At 59.8% G+C, this 14,174-nt stretch carries 13 protein-coding genes, 1 tRNA gene and 2 pseudogenes; 14 read left to right on the top strand and 2 right to left on the bottom strand.

Annotated elements, in window-relative coordinates; genetic code table 11:
- The coding region (locus ACTCHC_RS11415; protein ID WP_463022635.1) for an EF-Tu C-terminal domain-related protein at nt 1-125 on the top strand (125 nt) is incomplete at its 5' end.
- 121 nt (nt 126-246) lie between these two features.
- Here ACTCHC_RS11415 and ACTCHC_RS11420 read toward each other — a convergent pair.
- On the bottom strand, nt 247-1,266 hold the full coding sequence (locus tag ACTCHC_RS11420) for an SDR family oxidoreductase (protein ID WP_463022623.1): 1,020 nt from the start codon (nt 1,264-1,266) through the stop codon (nt 247-249).
- A gap of 78 nt (nt 1,267-1,344) precedes the next feature.
- Between ACTCHC_RS11420 and ACTCHC_RS11425 the strand changes: the two genes are divergently transcribed.
- A complete protein-coding gene (locus ACTCHC_RS11425; protein ID WP_463022624.1) occupies nt 1,345-1,902 on the top strand; it encodes a TetR/AcrR family transcriptional regulator in 558 nt (185 codons plus the stop codon).
- 5 nt (nt 1,903-1,907) lie between these two features.
- Here the strand turns inward: ACTCHC_RS11425 and ACTCHC_RS11430 are convergent, their stop codons facing one another.
- Complete coding sequence (locus ACTCHC_RS11430; RefSeq protein WP_463022625.1) at nt 1,908-2,648, bottom strand: hypothetical protein; 741 nt, start codon at nt 2,646-2,648, stop codon at nt 1,908-1,910.
- 198 nt (nt 2,649-2,846) lie between these two features.
- On the opposite strand from ACTCHC_RS11430, the gene ACTCHC_RS11435 reads away from it, so the two are divergent.
- The 12 genes and pseudogenes from ACTCHC_RS11435 to ACTCHC_RS11490 form a co-directional block, all read left to right on the top strand.
- A tRNA-Trp gene (locus ACTCHC_RS11435) sits at nt 2,847-2,922 on the top strand.
- 202 nt (nt 2,923-3,124) lie between these two features.
- Nucleotides 3,125-4,042: a calcium/sodium antiporter gene (locus ACTCHC_RS11440; RefSeq protein ID WP_463022626.1), complete on the top strand. Its 918-nt coding sequence runs from the start codon at nt 3,125-3,127 to the stop codon at nt 4,040-4,042.
- Nucleotides 4,043-4,185: 143 nt separating this feature from the next.
- Nucleotides 4,186-4,593: a GFA family protein gene (locus tag ACTCHC_RS11445; protein WP_463022627.1), complete on the top strand. Its 408-nt coding sequence runs from the start codon at nt 4,186-4,188 to the stop codon at nt 4,591-4,593.
- Between the two features lie 109 nt (nt 4,594-4,702).
- On the top strand, nt 4,703-4,903 hold the full coding sequence (gene secE, locus ACTCHC_RS11450; protein WP_463022628.1) for a preprotein translocase subunit SecE: 201 nt from the start codon (nt 4,703-4,705) through the stop codon (nt 4,901-4,903).
- A gap of 182 nt (nt 4,904-5,085) precedes the next feature.
- Entirely contained in the window at nt 5,086-5,619 is a 534-nt protein-coding gene (nusG, locus tag ACTCHC_RS11455) for a transcription termination/antitermination protein NusG (RefSeq protein ID WP_463022629.1), read from the top strand.
- A 106-nt stretch (nt 5,620-5,725) separates the two neighbouring features.
- Nucleotides 5,726-6,177, top strand: a pseudogene (gene rplK / locus ACTCHC_RS11460) (50S ribosomal protein L11).
- Nucleotides 6,178-6,182: 5 nt separating this feature from the next.
- Nucleotides 6,183-6,881 carry a 50S ribosomal protein L1 gene (gene rplA, locus ACTCHC_RS11465; protein ID WP_463022630.1) on the top strand — a complete coding sequence of 233 codons (699 nt, stop codon included), beginning with the start codon at nt 6,183-6,185 and terminating at the stop codon, nt 6,879-6,881.
- 347 nt (nt 6,882-7,228) lie between these two features.
- Nucleotides 7,229-7,747 carry a 50S ribosomal protein L10 gene (rplJ, locus tag ACTCHC_RS11470; protein ID WP_463022631.1) on the top strand — a complete coding sequence of 173 codons (519 nt, stop codon included), beginning with the start codon at nt 7,229-7,231 and terminating at the stop codon, nt 7,745-7,747.
- Between the two features lie 69 nt (nt 7,748-7,816).
- Entirely contained in the window at nt 7,817-8,197 is a 381-nt protein-coding gene (gene rplL, locus ACTCHC_RS11475; protein ID WP_463022632.1) for a 50S ribosomal protein L7/L12, read from the top strand.
- A gap of 245 nt (nt 8,198-8,442) precedes the next feature.
- A complete protein-coding gene (gene rpoB / locus ACTCHC_RS11480; RefSeq protein WP_463022633.1) occupies nt 8,443-12,579 on the top strand; it encodes a DNA-directed RNA polymerase subunit beta in 4,137 nt (1,378 codons plus the stop codon).
- Complete coding sequence (locus tag ACTCHC_RS11485) at nt 12,576-13,427, top strand: acyltransferase (RefSeq protein ID WP_463022634.1); 852 nt, start codon at nt 12,576-12,578, stop codon at nt 13,425-13,427. The genes rpoB and ACTCHC_RS11485 overlap by 4 nt, the downstream gene beginning before the upstream one ends.
- A gap of 7 nt (nt 13,428-13,434) precedes the next feature.
- Nucleotides 13,435-14,174: pseudogene (locus tag ACTCHC_RS11490) on the top strand (DNA-directed RNA polymerase subunit beta'); the annotation flags it as partial.

Below are 14,174 nucleotides of genomic sequence, written 5' to 3' on the forward strand. Positions count from 1 at the left end.
GCGACAACCTGAAGTTCAACGTTGAACTGATCGCGCCGATCGCCATGGAAGAAAAACTGCGCTTCGCCATCCGCGAAGGCGGCCGCACCGTCGGCGCAGGCGTCGTGTCCAAAATCATCGAGTAATCGCAATACTCGAACCGCGTCATCGGGCCGCCCCCTTCGGGCGGCCCTTTTCGTTTCCGGCCCATCTTCTTGGTGAAAATACTCTCGGGGGGTGCGGGGGGCAGACAGCCCCCCGTTTCCATCAAACCAGTCGCCGTTCGATCAGGCTTTGCCCCGTCGCCACGATCGCCTGATCCACCGCGATCGGGTCGCGCCCCAGCAGATAGCCGGAATTGGCTTCGAACTTTGGCCGGTGGCCCAGACCTTCCAGCGTGCTGCGGGCATCGGCATCGAACAGCGCATAGATCCGCACCATCCAGTTCGGCATGACGAAACGCGGCATCTTGCGCCCATAGGCCGGAAAGGCCGCTTTCAGCGCCTGACCCATATCCATCAGCGAGGCATCCCCGAAGGCCGCGACATGGCGCCGCCCGCCCGCGGCCGGATCGCTCAGCGCCGCGACATGGATGCGCGCCAGATCGCGCACATCGACCACCGGCAGCCACATATCCGGCGCTGCGGGCACCGATCCTTTCAGCAGTCGCTGCACCAGCGCGCCCGATGTGCCCGGATCGTCGTCCAGCATCGGCCCCAGCACCAGGCCGGGATTGATCACCGCCAGCGCATCTCGCCGCCCGGCCTGCTCGACGATCTCCCAGGCACGGCGTTCGGCGCGGGTCTTGGATTGCGCATAGGCGTTCATCCTGCCGCTCTCCAGATCGGACCAGTCGGCGGCGGTGAAACGTGCGGGGCCATCTGCGCCGTGCCCGTCCAGTATCGCAACCATCGAGGATGTCAGAACGATACGTTCCACGCCCGCCGCAAGGGCCGCATTCAGCGCGCGCTCGGTTCCCTCGACCGCCGGGCGGATAAGCTCCAGCGGGTCTTTCGGCATGGCGGTCACAAATGGTGAGGCCGAATGGATGACATAGCGCGCGTCCTCGACTGCCCCGGCCCAGCCATCATCCTTCAGCAGGTCCAGCGTGACGAATGACAGGTGCGATATATCCGTCCCGGCGGCGGCAAGTGCGTCGCGCACCGTATCCGCGCGGGCCGGGTTGCGCAGGCTGCCCCGAACCGAATAGCCGGCCCGCAGCAACTCTTGCGCGATATGGCCACCAATGAAACCGGTGATCCCGGTCAGAAGAACAGTGTCGGACATATGCGCGCCTCTTGTGTTGAAACTGAACGAAATATACATTTATCGTTAAAATAGTAAAATCAATACCCAACTGGAAATATGACAACAAAATCCCAAAGCAGATCGGACAGGCGGCGTGAACAAATCCTGGACGCGGCGGAGCCGCTGTTCCTGAAGGCCGGTTTGCGCGGCACCAGCATGGAATCCATCGCCCGGGCGGCGCAGATCGCCAAGCCAACTCTATATGCCTATTTCCCCGATAAAGAGAGCGTGTTTCGCGCAGGCATCTTGCGGGTGGTTGACCGTCTGCGCGCCCGGACCGACGCCGCCCTTGCCACACCGGCCCCGATCACGGACCGGATCATCGCCGGGTTGGGCGCAAAATTCGCAGCGCTGTTCCAGTTGCTGTCGACGACGGATCAGGTACAGGAGCTGATGGCCGACAAAAGCCGCTTTGCCGGGGCTGAATTCGCGGCCCTGGATGACTGGTTGCTCAACCGCATCACCCAGCTTCTGACGGATGCTGGCCATCCGGATCCGCGCGCGCGGGCCCAACTGCTGATCGCCTGCGCGGATGGAATAAAGTTGCGCGCCGCGTCCGAGGCTGACCTGATGTGTCAGATCACCTTTGTGACGCGGCGGCTGATTGATCCGTGAACATGTCAGACGATGCTCCAGGCATCGCGGGTTCGCGGATTATCCTTGACGGCCTGAATCATCTGATCCAACCGCATTCCTTGCCGGTATCTGGCCAGCCGGGTTCGCGCCTTTGACAGCCAGTCGATCAGGCGATCATCCTCGATATGGGCAAAGCTGGCTTGGGCCAGCGTAGCCGCGTCGGGCGCACGCCTGCACAGATAGACGATGCTGCCGGGTGCGCAAAACGCAACGGGTGTGAAATGATCGGACAACATTTCCATCTGGGCCACGATCCAGGGTTGTCGCCAGAACAATGCATCCTGTTGTACGACCACCGACTGGCCTGAAACCAGATGCGGAAAGAACTCTGCCGAAATCGCATCCATCGCCGAGGCCGATTTGGCCGCATCCAGGGTCAGAACCTCGATCGGGCCGCCATCCCATCCATTGTCTTCGATCTCGCCGGGATAAAGCGTTATCGCATCCTGCCAGGGTTCCAGCATGCGGCGGGCAATCGGCAGGATGTCGTTTCCGGCAAAGAGGGGAAGGCCCGCAGGATACAGGATTTTCTGTTTAACGCCTTCATCGGCGGTAAAGCGGTCATAGGCATGAACCCCGACCGGCAGGCCGGACATGGCCCGCCCCAGCGCCAGTCGCGCGGTCGATCCGCCGGCAAAGCACCCCAGATCGACGATTTCACCTGCCCCCTGCGCCCAGATCGCGGACAGCCAGACATAAAGCCGTTGCTCATCATCGCTCAGCATGGTCGGCACGCTGCGTGCTGGCGCCAGAACCCTGTCGAGCAGGTGCCGCCAGGGCGCGCGTGCGAAAACATCGATTGAGCGTGGCGCGGGCATATCCATGACGGATGCGTAACATCGCCGATTGTTCAAAACCAGCCCGCCCGCGCAGATCGCCCCTTGATTTTACCGCCGCCCTGCCGTAACTCGCAGCCTGGTCCTAGGGGTTTAGCTCAGTTGGTAGAGCATCGGTCTCCAAAACCGAGGGTCGTGGGTTCGAGTCCCCCAACCCCTGCCAGGACTGTTTTCGGATATGTCGCAAGGTTAGTTTCATGGTCCGCGCCTGCAAGGTGACGGCGACATGAGGTCGTGCTCGCGGTGATGCGGGCAAGACCAAAGAATACTCATCTCCGGTCTTCTTGAAACGCCCCACTCCTGCAACTACGTCCTGTTTTCATGATGATTTTCGTAATGATGCGGGTCATCTTCGGGGGACTTCATTGGATTACCTTTATATTTTGATCGGCTTGGCCGGTCTGTTTTTTGGTGGCGAAGCGCTTGTTCGGGGCAGCGTAAGCATCGCGCGGCGACTGGCGATTTCACCTTTGATCATCGGGTTGACTGTCGTCGGCTTCGGGACATCTACCCCCGAACTGCTGGTGTCGGTTCAAGCGGCCCTGCAAGGCGCACCAGATATTGCGATCGGCAATATCATCGGGTCGAACATCGCCAATATCTTGCTGATTGTCGGTCTGACCGCCCTGATCTGGCCGATCCGCGTCGCGGGGGACACTTTGCGGCGCGATACCGGCCTGATGATCGCCGCGGCATTCTCGCTAGTTCCGCTTTTTGCCCTGGGTGAGATTGGGCGGCTGGCGGGTGCGGCTCTGGTGGCTGGATTGTTCGTCTATCTGGGCTGGGCATTTCTTGCGCGCGGCACACATTGCGCCGATGACGAGGGGCTGACCGCACCAATGCCTGTTTGGCTGTCGCTGCTATGGATTGCGGGTGGCCTTGTTGCGCTGATGTTCGGCGCAAGATTCCTGGTTGACGGCGCAGTATCGGTCGCCCGGGATTTTGGCGTATCAGAGGCCTTCATCGGCCTGACCATCGTCGCCGTTGGAACGTCGCTTCCCGAACTGGCGACCTCACTTATCGCGGCGTTTCGCCGGCAGTCAGAGATTGCGATTGGCAATATCGTAGGATCGAATATTTTCAACGTGTTCGGTATTCTGGGTGTGACGGCGATCATCGCCCCCATTCCGGTCGCTCCGCGGTTTCTGACATTCGACCTGCCGATCATGATCGCGGTGTCGATCGTTCTGACCATCTTGTTGCTGACACGGCCAAGGCTGGGCCGCGTCGCCGGTATTCTGATGCTGATAGGTTACGCAGCCTATGTGGCGGCGGCGCGATAAGGATGGCGAACCACGTGAACGCGACTTTCGCTTGCACAGTCAAGGCGCCTGGCAGGTCGGTTTTTTCTTCCGTCCCGCAGAAAACCCTCTGCTAGACTGATACCGGCAGCGATTCCCGTTGCCGGTTCCACAGGGGGGGAAGCATGACTTTGACAGGTGGGTGTTATTGTGGCGCGGTGCGATATCAGGCCGAGGGAGAGCCGGTCTTGAAGGCTGAATGCCTGTGCCGCGAGTGCCAGTATATTTCCGGGGGCGGTCCGAATTTCTTCATGACGATGCCGCTGGGCGGGTTTTCCTTCATATCGGGCAGCCCCAAGCAGTTTACCCGCAGCGATCTGGATCACCCGGTCACCCGAGAGTTTTGCCCAACCTGCGGCACGCATCTGGTGACGCGCCTGCCGGGGCGCGATCTGATCGTGGTCAAGGTGGGCACGCTGGATGATCCTTCGCAGTTCGGCGCGCCGCAAATGGCGATTTATGCCATCGACAAGCAGCCGTTTCATGTGATCGCCGCAGGCGAGCCGGTCTTCGACAGGCTGCGCCCAAGATAGCCGGGGCCGGGAGGCAAGGCGCAAGATTTTGGCAACGCAGTCTTGTTGCCTTGAATTCCCCGACCGTTGCGCGTATCTGGCCACGGTTGACAGCACTCAGAGGCACCAGATGGCCAAGGCAAACCCGCTTCAGTTTCTACAACAGACCCGATCCGAGATTTCCAAGGTGGTCTGGCCCTCGCGGCGCGAGGTATTGCTGACCACGGGCATGGTGGTTGCGCTGGCCGCGCTGGCCGCGATCTTCTTTTCGCTGGTTGATCTGGTCATTCGCATGGGGCTGACGACGCTGCTGGGATATTTCGGCAGCTGATTTTCCGGGTGTCGGCCTTGAAATGGCGGGCCGGGGTCTGTTATGCGGTCACACCTTCGGATAACCGGCGTGCAACGATTCGGGTTGCGCGCTGTTTTTGTTGGTCAGGGCAGGCGGTGTAACCGTCTGACGGAATTTAAAGTTTCGGCGGCAACGTCGGAGGGCACGAGGTAACAGACAAGATGGCGAAGCGGTGGTATTCGGTTAGCGTTCTGTCGAATTTCGAAAAGAAGATCGCCGAACAGATCAGGCAGGCTGTCATCGAACAGGCGTTGGAAGACGATATCGACGAAGTTCTGGTGCCCACCGAAGAGGTGATGGAGGTGCGCCGGGGCAAGAAGGTGACGAGCGAGCGCCGGCTGATGCCGGGCTATGTTCTGGTGCATATGGAAATGTCGGACAAGGGTTATCACCTGATCAATTCGATCAACCGTGTGACGGGCTTTCTGGGGCCGCAGGGTCGCCCCATGCCGATGCGCGATGCGGACATGAGCGCGATTCTGGATCGCACCGACGAAACGGCCGAAACGCCGCGTTCGCTGATCATCTATGAAATCGGCGAACAGGTGAATGTGACCGACGGCCCGTTCGAGGGCTTTTCGGGTATGGTCGAGGATGTCGATGACGCCCATCAGCGCCTGAAGGTCACAGTTTCGATTTTTGGCCGGGCCACCCCGGTCGAGCTGGAATTCACGCAGGTATCCAAAACCGCCTGACGTGATGTGTCGTGGGAGGCAGCCGGGCGCGCCCGGTAGGCCGGACCACTAAACCGATGCGCCGCCCCTCGCGTGGGGAACGGTGCGGTGAAAAGGAGAAGGCCAGATGGCCAAGAAGCTAGTAGGGCAGCTGAAGCTGCAAATTAAGGCCGGGCAGGCCAATCCGTCCCCGCCCGTCGGGCCGGCGCTGGGTCAGCGCGGCATCAACATCATGGAATTCTGCAAGGCGTTCAACGCCCGCACGCAGGAAATGGAGCCCGGTTCGCCGTGCCCGACCGTGATTTCCTATTATCAGGACAAGTCCTTCACGATGACATCAAGACGCCGCCGGCGTCGTTTTTCCTGAAAAAAGCCGCCGGCCTGAAGCCGGTCGGAAAGCGCAACCGCCCGCAGGGCTCGGTCAAGCCGGGGCATGTCGTCGCGGGCACCGTGACCGTGGCGCAGGTGCGTGAAATCGCCGAAGCCAAGATGAAGGATCTGAGCGCCAATGATGTCGAGGCGGCGATGCAGATCATCCTGGGATCCGCCCGCTCGATGGGTATTGAGGTGAAGGGGTAATCGTCATGGCAAAATTCGGAAAACGCACGCGCGCAGCGCGGGAAGCCTTTGCTGGCAAGGATAACCTGTCGGTCGAGGAAGCGGTTGCGCTGATCAAGGGCAACGCCAAGTCGAAATTCGACGAAACCGTCGAGATCGCGCTGAATCTGGGCGTTGACCCGCGTCACGCCGACCAGATGGTGCGCGGCGTGGTCAGCCTGCCCAACGGCACCGGCAAGACCGTGCGCGTTGCCGTGTTCGCACGCGGCGCCAAGGCGGACGAGGCACAGAAAGCCGGGGCCGATATCGTCGGCGCCGAGGATCTGATGGAAACCATCCAGTCGGGCAAGATCGAGTTCGACCGTTGCATCGCGACGCCGGACATGATGCCGATCGTCGGTCGTCTGGGCAAGATCCTGGGCCCACGCAACCTGATGCCGAACCCCAAGGTCGGCACGGTGACGATGGACGTGAAAGCGGCTGTCGAGGCTGCCAAGGGCGGCGAAGTGCAGTTCAAGGCCGAAAAGGCCGGTGTGGTGCATGCCGGCGTTGGCAAGGTTTCGTTCGACGAGGCCAAGCTGGTCGAGAACGTGCGCGCCTTTGTCGATGCGGTTCAGAAGGCACGGCCAACCGGTGCCAAGGGCGCCTATATGAAAAAGGTGTCGCTGTCATCGACGATGGGGCCGGGCGTTTCGGTCGACATCACTTCGGCGACTGGCAACTGAGCCATCGAAATCGAAATGGGGCGGGCGTCGCATGATTTGCGGCGCTCGCTTTCATTTCACAATTCCTGCAAAAGAGGGGTTGGAACCGGTGCGCTTTCTGATTAGTTAGCAGTCTGGCAATGAAGCGTGCGATTCGTCGCGCGCTTTGCTGCTTTTCGTCCAAGACGGTGGGTGGTTGCATATGTGGCCTTAATTCCCTGCCTGAGACGGGATATGACCAGATTGACCGAAGGTTTTCTTCGGGCGGTGTTGGCGCAGCCCCGTAAAACGGACCTGAACGCCCCGGGTTCCTTTCCGGGGCTAAACTGAGCCGGGGGGTGCAAGCTCCCCATACTTGGAGTGAAACTGTGGATAGAGCCCAGAAAGAAAAACTGGTCGAAGAGCTCGGCCAGATCTTTGAAAGCTCTGGCGTGGTCGTGGTCGCACACTACGCAGGTATCACGGTTGCCCAGATGCAGGACCTGCGTGCGCGTATGCGCGAAGCTGGCGGGTCCGTGCGCGTTGCCAAGAACAAGCTCGCCAAAATCGCCCTTGAGGGAAAGCCTTGCGCAAGCATTGCGAACCTTCTGACGGGTATGACCGTTCTCGCCTATTCGGAAGACCCCGTGGCAGCCGCCAAGGTCGCCGAGAAATACGCCAAGGATAACGACAAGTTCGTTCTTCTGGGCGGTGCAATGGGTGGAACGGCCCTGGATCCGGCCGGTGTGAAAGCCGTGGCCGCCATGCCGTCGCGTGAGGAGCTTATCGCTTCGATCGTTGGCTGTATCGGTGCCCCTGCTTCGAACATCGCTGGTGCCATTGGCGCGCCTGCTTCGAACATCGCGAGCATCCTCTCGACCATCGAGGAGCGTGCGCAAGCCGCCTGAGCAACTTGAACCTGTCGTAGGGTCGAAGCGACCCACGTTGGAACACATCTGAAAGAACGGAAAACCGAAATGGCTGATCTGAAAAAACTCGCTGAAGAGATCGTGAACCTCACGCTTCTCGAAGCTCAGGAACTGAAAACGATCCTGAAAGACGAATACGGCATCGAGCCCGCCGCTGGCGGCGCTGTGATGATGGCCGGTCCGGCTGGCGGCGGCGACGCTGCCAAAGAAGAAGAGCAGACTGAATTCACTGTGATCCTGAAGGCCGCTGGCGCCCAGAAGATCAACGTGATCAAGGAAGTCCGCGCTATCACCGGTCTGGGCCTGAAAGAAGCCAAAGACCTGGTCGATGCCGGTGGCAAAGCCGTGAAAGAAGGCGTTTCGAAAGAAGAAGCTGCCGACATCAAGGCGAAACTCGAAGCGGCTGGCGCCGAAGTCGAGGTCAAGTAATCAGGCGCGGCGTTGGGCCGCGTTCGATGAGAAATGGCTGGATCCGGGGGTTTTCCGGGTCCGGCCTAACCTGTCTTGGAAAGGACCCCGTGGAAAAGGGGTGTTTCCCAGGGCGCGGTTAATGGTTCGGGAGCAGCCGGTGGGACGGTCTGCGGGAATTGAACCTACCCCCTTCATTCGTGAGCGGCGCGCAGCCGGGGCCCGACGGCATGGCGCGACGCGACAGACGAAAGGTGAATATACGCATGGCGCAGTCTTATCTCGGCCAAAAGCGACTCCGCAAATTTTATGGCAAAATCCGTGAAGTCATGGAAATGCCGAACCTCATCGAGGTTCAGAAATCCTCTTATGATCTGTTTCTGAATTCCGGCGACCAGCCAAAGCCCACCGATGGTGAGGGCATTCAGGGCGTGTTCCAGTCGGTTTTCCCGATCCAGGATTTCAACGAAACCGCCGTGCTGGAATTCGTCCGCTATGAGCTGGACAAGCCGAAATACGACGTCGAGGAATGCATGCAGCGCGACATGACCTACAGCGCGCCGCTGAAGGTCACGCTGCGCCTGATCGTATTCGATATCGACGAAGATACCGGTGCGAAATCGGTCAAGGATATCAAGGAACAAGACGTTTTCATGGGCGACATGCCCCTGATGACCCAGAACGGCACCTTTGTCGTCAACGGCACCGAGCGCGTCATCGTTTCCCAGATGCACCGCAGCCCGGGCGTGTTCTTTGACCATGACAAGGGCAAGACCCATTCTTCGGGCAAGCTGCTGTTCGCGTGCCGGATCATTCCGTATCGCGGATCCTGGCTGGATTTCGAATTCGATGCCAAGGACAATGTGTTCGCCCGCATCGACCGGCGTCGCAAGCTGCCCGTGACCACGCTGCTTTATGCGCTGGGGCTGGATCAGGAAGGCATCATGGATGCCTATTACGATACGATCGAATACAAGCTGAAGAAGAACAAGGGCTGGGTCACCCGGTTCTTCCCCGAGCGGGTGCGCGGCACCCGTCCGGGCTTTGATCTGGTCGATGCCGATACCGGCGAAGTCATTGCCAAGGCCGGTGAAAAAGTTACGCCGCGCGCTGTCAAGAAACTGGTTGACGAAGGCAAGGTTACCAAGCTTTTGGTGCCGTTCGATCACATCATTGGCAAATTCGCTGCCAAGGATATCATCAACGAGGAAACCGGCGCGATCTATGTCGAAGCCGGTGACGAGCTGACCTGGGAGCTGGACAAGAACGGCGAGGTTTCCGGCGGCACACTCAAAGAGCTGATGGATGCGGGCATCACCGATGTTCCGGTTCTGGATATCGATAACATCAATGTCGGACCCTATATCCGCAACACGATGGCGATCGACAAGAACATGCATCGCGACACGGCGCTGATGGATATCTATCGCGTCATGCGGCCGGGCGAACCGCCCACCGTCGAGGCGGCCACCAACCTGTTCGAGACCCTGTTCTTTGATTCCGAACGCTATGATCTGTCGGCCGTCGGCCGGGTCAAGATGAACATGCGCCTGGCGCTTGATGCGCCCGACACCCAGCGCACGCTGCGCCGTGAGGATATCATCGCCTGCGTCAAGGCGCTGGTCGAGCTGCGCGACGGCAAGGGCGATATCGACGATATCGACCACCTGGGTAATCGGCGTGTGCGTTCGGTCGGCGAGTTGATGGAGAACCAGTATCGCGTCGGCCTGCTGCGCATGGAGCGAGCGATCAAGGAACGCATGTCCAGCGTCGAGATCGACACCGTGATGCCGCAGGACCTGATCAACGCCAAACCGGCGGCAGCGGCGGTGCGTGAATTCTTCGGCTCGAGCCAGTTGTCGCAGTTCATGGACCAGACCAACCCGCTGTCCGAAGTGACGCACAAGCGGCGTCTGTCGGCGCTGGGGCCGGGTGGTCTGACCCGCGAACGTGCCGGGTTCGAGGTGCGCGACGTTCACCCGACCCATTATGGCCGGATGTGCCCGATCGAAACGCCCGAAGGTCCGAATATCGGCCTGATCAACAGCCTGGCCACCTATGCCCGCGTGAACAAATACGGCTTTATCGAAACCCCCTATCGCAAGGTGGTCGATGGCCAGGTGACGGACGACGTCAGCTATATGTCCGCGACCGAGGAACAGCGCCACACGATCGCGCAGGCCAACGCCAATCTGGATGCCGATGGCCGGTTCATCAATGATCTGGTGTCGACCCGGCAATCGGGCGATTACATGCTGGCGCCCAAGGGCACCGTCGATCTGATCGACGTGTCGCCCAAACAACTTGTGTCGGTTGCGGCCTCGCTTATTCCGTTTCTGGAAAACGACGACGCCAACCGCGCGCTAATGGGCTCGAACATGCAACGTCAGGCCGTGCCGCTGCTGCAGGCAGATGCACCGCTTGTCGGCACGGGTATCGAAGAAATCGTTGCCCGGGATTCCGGCGCGGCCATTACGGCGCGTCGCGGCGGCATCATTGATCAGGTAGATGCGACGCGGATCGTGGTGCGGGCGACTGACGATATCGAAGCGGGCGATCCCGGCGTCGATATCTACCGGTTGCGCAAGTTCCAGCGGTCCAACCAGAACACCTGCATCAATCAGAAACCTTTGGTGAAGGTCGGCGATACGGTGCGCAAGGGCGAGTTCATCGCTGATGGTCCCTCGACCGATCTGGGTGAACTGGCGCTGGGCAAGAACGTGGTCGTCGCGTTCATGCCGTGGAATGGCTATAACTATGAAGACTCGATCCTGATTTCGGAACGCATCGCCCGCGATGACGTCTTTACCTCGATCCATATCGAGGAGTTTGAGGTCGCCGCCCGCGATACCAAGCTGGGGCCGGAAGAGATCACCCGCGATATTCCCAACGTCGGCGAGGAAGCCCTGCGCAACCTTGACGAGGCGGGCATCGTCTATATCGGCGCCGAAGTGGGGCCGGGCGATATTCTGGTGGGCAAGATCACCCCCAAGGGCGAAAGCCCGATGACACCGGAAGAAAAGCTGCTGCGCGCGATCTTTGGCGAAAAGGCATCCGATGTGCGCGACACGTCGCTGCGCCTGCCGCCGGGCGATTTCGGCACGGTCGTCGAGGTGCGCGTGTTCAACCGCCACGGTGTGGAAAAGGACGAACGCGCCCTGCAGATCGAGCGTGAAGAGGTCGAAAGCCTGGCGCGCGACCGCGACGACGAGATGGCGATCCTGGAGCGCAACATCTATGCGCGTCTGCGCGCCATGCTGTTGGGCAAGGTGGCGGTCAAGGGCCCCAAGGGCCTGAAACCCAATACCGAGATCACCGAAGACGTGCTGAACGATCTGTCGCGCGGCAACTGGTGGAATCTGGCCCTGGCCGCCGAAACCGAGGCCGCACAGGTCGAGGCCCTGAACGCGCAGTTCGAGGCGCAGAAACGCGCGCTGGAACACCGCTTTGAAGACAAGGTGGAAAAAGTGCGCCGGGGCGATGATCTGCCGCCGGGTGTGATGAAGATGGTCAAGGTCTTCATCGCCGTCAAACGCAAGCTGCAACCGGGCGACAAGATGGCCGGCCGCCACGGCAACAAGGGCGTGGTATCGCGCATGGTGCCGATGGAGGACATGCCGTTCCTGGCGGATGGCACCCCCGTCGATTTGGTTCTGAACCCGCTGGGCGTGCCGTCGCGCATGAATGTGGGTCAGATCCTGGAAACCCATATGGGCTGGGCCGCACGCGGCCTGGGGATCAAGATCGACGAAGCACTGGAAGATTATCGCCGGTCCGGCGACATGACCCCGGTGCGCGATGCGATGCGTCTGGCTTATGGCGACAATGTCTATGAAGAAGGCATTGCCGGCATGGACGAGGATCAATTGCTGGAGGTGGCGGGCAATGTCACCCGCGGCGTACCGATCGCAACCCCCGTCTTCGATGGCGCGAAAGAGGCCGATGTGAACGACTCTCTCGTGCGGGCCGGGTTCAGCCAGTCGGGCCAGTCGGTGCTATTCGACGGGCGCACGGGCGAACAGTTCGCGCGGCCGGTGACGGTGGGTGTGAAATACCTGCTGAAACTGCACCACCTTGTCGATGACAAGATCCACGCGCGCTCCACCGGCCCCTACAGCCTGGTCACGCAGCAGCCGTTGGGCGGCAAGGCCCAGTTCGGTGGCCAGCGTTTCGGGGAAATGGAGGTCTGGGCGCTGGAAGCTTATGGCGCCGCCTATACCTTGCAGGAAATGCTGACCGTCAAGTCGGATGACGTGGCGGGCCGCACGAAGGTCTATGAATCGATCGTCAAGGGCGAGGACAATTTCGAGGCCGGTATCCCGGAATCGTTCAACGTGCTGGTGAAAGAGGTGCGTGGCCTTGGCCTGAACATGGAACTCCTGGACGCGGAGGACGATGAGTGACGGATTCGGCGCGAAATACGCAGGAAACTGCGAAAATCGTTGCCGAGTATCAGCGATTGATAACCGACACTGCAGGCGCGGTATCGGGTCATGGACCCGATACCTTGCGCTGGATACGGATTGCCCCTGAGAATTCTACCGATTGGATGAATATCAGCGGCATATTCGGACAGAATTGTTGGTTTGCTTTTCACAAGGACGCCCCAAAAAACCTTCAAATCAATATTGAAGGTTCTAAAAAGGGAAACAGCGTAGACGATGTCTTCGTTATCCTTGGGGATGTGAAAGGCAAGGTATCACTGGCGGTGCCAGGCCGTGGCGCAAGTATAGTCATCGGTGATTGCGGTCGTCCTTTCAATCTTGTGCTGCGCGCCGCGACGCGAAGCAGGGTTGTTATCGGTGATGGCACCACAATTGGCGGGGCCAACATCATGGCCGCTCGCGGCTCACTTGTGATTGGCCGCGATTGCCTGCTGTCGCGCGAAATTTCGTTGATCTCTGCGCTGGACCATGGAGTTCTCGATTTGGGGGGTGAAACGCCCCGCTTTGTGCCGAACAAGAGTGATATGATTGTCGGAGATCACGTATGGCTGGGCTATAATTCCCATCTGGTCGGCGGCGCGACAATCGGTGACGGGGCTATTTTAGCAGCCCATAGCGTGCTTGCTGGAAAACTGGATCACAACTGTGTTGCAGTCGGAAATCCCGCCACAATCAAGAAACGAAATACCACCTGGAGTCGGTATGCCGAAAAACTTGACGATGAGACGGTCGCCTATCTGGCCCGTCTTAATTCTTCGGTGACCGAAATGACCATTTCTCGTCAAGTAGATGAGTTGAAAGGCTAAGAACGCAATGAACCAGGAACTGACAACCAACCCGTTCAACCCGCTGACCCCGCCGAAGGCCTTTGACGAGATCAAGGTCTCGCTGGCATCGCCCGAGCGGATCCTGTCTTGGTCTTATGGCGAGATCAAGAAACCCGAAACCATCAACTATCGCACGTTCAAACCCGAACGCGACGGTCTGTTCTGCGCCCGTATCTTTGGCCCGATCAAGGATTACGAATGCCTGTGCGGCAAATACAAGCGCATGAAATATCGCGGCGTTGTCTGCGAAAAATGCGGCGTCGAGGTCACGCTGCAAAAGGTCCGCCGTGAACGGATGGGCCATATCGAACTGGCCAGCCCGGTTGCGCATATCTGGTTCCTGAAATCGCTGCCCAGCCGCATCGGCCTGATGCTGGACATGACGCTGCGCGATCTGGAACGGGTTCTGTATTTCGAAAACTATGTGGTGATCGAACCCGGTCTGACCGATCTGACCTATGGCCAGATGATGACCGAGGAAGAATTCATGGACGCGCAGGATGCCTATGGCACCGACGCGTTCACCGCCGGGATCGGTGCCGAAGCCATCCGTGAAATGCTGGCCCAGATCGACCTGGAGGCCGAAGCCGACCGCCTGCGCGAAGAGCTGAAGGTCGCCACCGGCGAATTGAAGCCCAAGAAGATCATCAAGCGGCTGAAGGTCGTGGAAAGTTTCCTCGATTCCGGCAACCGCCCGGAATGGATGATCCTGACCGTCGTGCCGGT

This window comes from Actibacterium sp., from assembly GCF_055134745.1.

What these genes read in the sequence shown, in the direction of transcription:
- rpoB (WP_463022633.1), top strand. Translation starts at nt 8,443, where the DNA reads ATGGCGCAGTCTTATCTCGGCCAAAAGCGACTCCGCAAATTTTATGGC.
- ACTCHC_RS11425 (WP_463022624.1), top strand. Translation starts at nt 1,345, where the DNA reads ATGACAACAAAATCCCAAAGCAGATCGGACAGGCGGCGTGAACAAATC.
- ACTCHC_RS11420 (WP_463022623.1), bottom strand. Translation starts at nt 1,266, where the DNA reads ATGTCCGACACTGTTCTTCTGACCGGGATCACCGGTTTCATTGGTGGC.
- ACTCHC_RS11430 (WP_463022625.1), bottom strand. Translation starts at nt 2,648, where the DNA reads ATGCTGAGCGATGATGAGCAACGGCTTTATGTCTGGCTGTCCGCGATC.
- ACTCHC_RS11445 (WP_463022627.1), top strand. Translation starts at nt 4,186, where the DNA reads ATGACTTTGACAGGTGGGTGTTATTGTGGCGCGGTGCGATATCAGGCC.
- rplL (WP_463022632.1), top strand. Translation starts at nt 7,817, where the DNA reads ATGGCTGATCTGAAAAAACTCGCTGAAGAGATCGTGAACCTCACGCTT.
- rplA (WP_463022630.1), top strand. Translation starts at nt 6,183, where the DNA reads ATGGCAAAATTCGGAAAACGCACGCGCGCAGCGCGGGAAGCCTTTGCT.
- nusG (WP_463022629.1), top strand. Translation starts at nt 5,086, where the DNA reads ATGGCGAAGCGGTGGTATTCGGTTAGCGTTCTGTCGAATTTCGAAAAG.
- secE (WP_463022628.1), top strand. Translation starts at nt 4,703, where the DNA reads ATGGCCAAGGCAAACCCGCTTCAGTTTCTACAACAGACCCGATCCGAG.